Source organism: Chamaesiphon sp. OTE_20_metabat_361, from assembly GCF_031364565.1.
This window is the reverse complement of sequence record NZ_JANLWO010000161.1, coordinates 1-1,753: the sequence shown is the minus strand read 5'-3', so window position 1 is coordinate 1,753 and position 1,753 is coordinate 1. Positions and strand designations below refer to the sequence as shown.

At 48.1% G+C, this 1,753-nt stretch carries 3 protein-coding genes; all 3 read left to right on the top strand.

Going from position 1 to position 1,753, the window contains the following annotated elements:
• The first annotated feature begins 42 nt into the window (after window positions 1-42).
• The 3 genes from pgsA (at window position 43) to aroQ (ending at window position 1,536) form a co-directional block, all read left to right on the top strand.
• Window positions 43-579 carry a CDP-diacylglycerol--glycerol-3-phosphate 3-phosphatidyltransferase gene (gene pgsA, locus RMO35_RS04450; protein WP_309738835.1) on the top strand — a complete coding sequence of 179 codons (537 nt, stop codon included), beginning with the start codon at window positions 43-45 and terminating at the stop codon, window positions 577-579.
• Window positions 580-895: 316 nt separating this feature from the next.
• Window positions 896-1,036, top strand: coding sequence for a hypothetical protein (locus RMO35_RS04445; RefSeq protein ID WP_309738833.1), 141 nt, complete (start codon window positions 896-898; stop codon window positions 1,034-1,036).
• Window positions 1,037-1,056: 20 nt separating this feature from the next.
• Window positions 1,057-1,536 (top strand): type II 3-dehydroquinate dehydratase, encoded by a 480-nt coding sequence (aroQ, locus tag RMO35_RS04440; protein ID WP_309738832.1) that lies wholly within the window; start codon window positions 1,057-1,059, stop codon window positions 1,534-1,536.
• The last annotated feature ends 217 nt before the right edge of the window (window positions 1,537-1,753 follow it).

Genomic DNA, 1,753 nt, shown 5'->3' with positions numbered 1-1,753 from the left:
CTAGTATGCCCGTAAATTACCCTCTCTCCACCACTTGTGACTATGAATTTACCAAACTCCATCACACTTTCGCGACTGCTGGGCTTGCCTGTGGTAGTTTATTGTCTTTATAGCGATCGGATCGGCATCCGGTGGCTGGGGTTTGGGGTGTTTATCGTAGCGGCACTAACTGACTGGTTGGATGGCTATCTCGCCCGAAAGTTAGATTTAGTCACCGATCTGGGCAAAATTCTCGATCCGCTGGTAGATAAGTTACTAATTTTGATTCCGTTACTGGTGCTGATCGATTTACATCTAGTCCCCGCAGTCGGCGTCTGTCTGATTTTGGCGAGAGAATTGACGATCGCTGGGTGGCGCGTCGGGCAAGCGCAGATTAGTGGTGCTAACATCTGGGGCAAGCTCAAAACTGTCAGTCAAATTGTCGCTGTGGCGATCGCGATCGCCCCAATTTCATCAGCACCGCTACCGTGGCGGATCGAGAATTGGCATTTTTATGGATTAGTAGCTTTTTGGGTAGCGGTGGCTTTGACTCTCATATCTGGCTTGGTATATATTTTCCCAGCAAAAACTCAACCCTAGCGGGGACTGTAGCCTTAAATACCAAAAAGTTATCCTCTGAAAAAAGTGAAAGTAGCGATCTTAATATTTACTTAATAAATTCGCAAATAGGGAGATAAATCTGGCTCTAAAACATACCCTGACTGACTTGCGAGCCGCGATCGAGTCAAAATTTTGCCGATCGCGACTCGAACCGACCGCACATCTTCCTGAGATTTACCTTTACAATAGGTAACAGTAAGAGACCTAAACCGAAAAACGATCGTACTCAACCGCTCTCAAGTTGGTTAGTAGATCTCGGGAGATGGGCTACATCGTTCTTGGAGTAAGCTATCTGATGGATTATATCGAAAGAGTGCTCGAAAAGTTGAAGCACTGGGCAGGCAAACTGATCGAAGCGATCCTCGGCCCAGAAATGCAGCCAGAACCTGAATTGATTCCCATCCCTGTCGATGACAGAATGCGGAGATCGCGATAGTCGGGATCTAAAATTAGCAGATGATGACCGATCGTGCTGGGGATCTGAGCATACTAATCCTGCATGGGCCAAATCTTAACTTGTTAGGGTTGCGAGAGCCAGGAATTTATGGTGCATCGACATTGGCTCAGATCGATGCCCAGTTGGTAGAGTTGGGTAACTCTCTAGACACGACGATCTCGTCGCTCCAATCCAACCATGAAGGTACGCTGGTAGATGCGATTCATGAGGCTCACGATCGCTACGACGGCATTGTGATTAATGCTGGAGCATATACGCACACTAGTATTGCTATTCGGGATGCGATTTCAGCGGTGCAGATGCCGACAGTGGAAGTACATCTAAGTAATATTTACAAGCGCGAAGAATTTCGGCACCATTCATATCTAGCGGCGATCGTTATCGGTCAGATTAGTGGTTTTGGGGCGCATAGTTATCAGTTAGGGTTGCAAGCCCTAATCGTGCATTTACGGCAATTAAGAGCCACCAGCGGCGGCTGAAGTGCCTCTCTAGTTCCCCCTAAAGCCTAAAGCCTTCCTACTAAACCCGATCGTGAGGCACATAGCCAACCCAAGCGGGAGTGCCGCTCAAACCGCTGTGGGGATTGCTATCTTGAGCTGAAGGAGAGCGCGGTAAAATGAACGAAAACGTGCTGCCCTCACCTAAAACACTCTCGACCCAGATATGACCGCCATGTTGCTCGATGATACTGCGACA

Coding starts and splice junctions, on each gene's coding strand:
- aroQ (WP_309738832.1), top strand. CDS start 1,057: ATGATGACCGATCGTGCTGGGGATCTGAGCATACTAATCCTGCATGGG.
- RMO35_RS04445 (WP_309738833.1), top strand. CDS start 896: ATGGATTATATCGAAAGAGTGCTCGAAAAGTTGAAGCACTGGGCAGGC.
- pgsA (WP_309738835.1), top strand. CDS start 43: ATGAATTTACCAAACTCCATCACACTTTCGCGACTGCTGGGCTTGCCT.